The 1,597-nt window shown below is 78.3% G+C and carries 1 pseudogene; it reads right to left on the bottom strand.

Annotation, left to right across the window (positions count from 1 at the left end):
- Positions 1-1,597 (bottom strand): annotated as a pseudogene (locus ACTOWL_RS37855) (hypothetical protein); the annotation flags it as partial.

Here is a 1,597-nt window from a genome sequence, read left to right as displayed (position 1 = left end):
GATGCCGACTGGGCCCGCGTCGAGCTCGACCGTGCCGCCCAGCGACACCGGGCCGACCGTGCCCTGCAGGTTATCGAGGCGCAGCCGGCCGCGGGCCCAGTCGGCATCGGCATAGAGGTCGATGCCGCCGAGATCGGGCGCCGCCAAGCCGCCCTCGCCGACCCGCTGCAGCAGGCCCGGCAGGTCCGGATGGGTCAGGCGCAGGCCGAGGACGGCGTGCGGCGCCGTGGCCGCGTCGGACAGGCTGCCGCCCAGCGCCACCGTGCCGCCGAGCGCGTCGAGCGTGCCGTCGACCGACAGCGAAGCCGGGTCGCCGCGCAGCCGCAGCGAGGCCTTGAGGGGGCCGGCCGGCGGCGTCGGCACCGCCCCGTGCAGGCGCAGCGCGCGCAGCAGCGCCGACGGGTCCTGGGCGTCGAGCGTCGCCTGCAGGTCGATGTCGCCGAGGGTGGCGAGCCGGCCGATGGCGCCGTTCAGGCTGAGCCCCATCCCGCCCGGCCCCTCGACGCGGCCGCTGTGGAGGGTGAGCGCGCCCTGGGCCAGCGTCGCCTCGAGCCGCAGCCCGGTGAAGGCGGCGCCGTCGACCGCCACGGCATCGACCGTGGCGTCGAGATTGACGTCGGCCCCGGTCAGCGCGGCCAGGACGCGGTCGCGCAGCGCGGGGTCGGATTGCAGCAGGCCGGCGAGCGGCGGCGCGCCGGCCGGGCGGTAGGCGTCGATGTCGAGCCGGCTGATGGTCAGCCGGGCGCCGAGTCCGGGCCGGTCGCCGCCGACATAGGTCAGGGCGCCGGTCAGCCGGTTGCCGTCGAGATCGGCGTCGAGGCCGGACACCCGCAGATTGGCGACGTCGCCGTTCAGGGTGCCGGCGACCTTGCCGCGGCGCAGCGCCGTGGCCGGGACTGCGCCCGGATCGATGCCGGCCCAGTCGAGCGCGCCGCGCAGATCCTCGGCCGCGAGCTGGACCGAGAGCTGGTCCGCCGCCGGCCGGTCGCCGTCGAGGCGGACAGCGCCGGAGGCCGCGGCCGAGGCGCCGCCGGGCAGGCCGAAGGCGAGCCGGGTCAGGCCGATCCGGGCCGGGTCGAGCGTCGCCTGCAGCCGCAGATCGCGCACCAGCCCGTCGCGCACCGCCAGCGCCGCGACCGACAGGTCGAGCGTGCCGGCGACCGGCAGCGCGGCCTTGCGCGACAGCGCCGCGGCCAGGCGGCCGGCCAAAGTCGCCGGATCGACGTCGTCGCCGACCCAGTCGGCCAGGGCCAGGCGGTTGAAGCCGAGCGTCGCCTCGACCCGCGGCACCGCGGCCAGGGTGACGGCGATGCCGCCGGCGGCGCGCATGTCGCCGAGATCGGCGGTCAGGTCGGTCAGCTCGATCCGCTCCACCCCGGCCTCGTCCGCCCGGGCCTGCACCGTGGCGCGCAGGGCGAAGACGCCGGGCCGGGACGCGGAGGCGGGCAGCCGGACGCCGATCCGCGCCAGGCTGGCGTCGAGATCCTTGCCGACCACCGAGACGTCGCCCTGCAGGCCGCCATCGGGCCGCAGCTGGCCGCCGAGCCGCGCCTCGGTGGCGGCGAGCCCGCCCGGCGCCGTCACCGGCAGGGCGCCG

The sequence above is a fragment of the Inquilinus sp. CA228 genome (genome assembly GCF_052078665.1).
In the GTDB taxonomy this organism is placed as follows: domain Bacteria; phylum Pseudomonadota; class Alphaproteobacteria; order DSM-16000; family Inquilinaceae; genus Inquilinus.
Note: the sequence above shows the minus strand (reverse complement) of the source record. Positions and strands in the feature narration are given on the sequence as shown.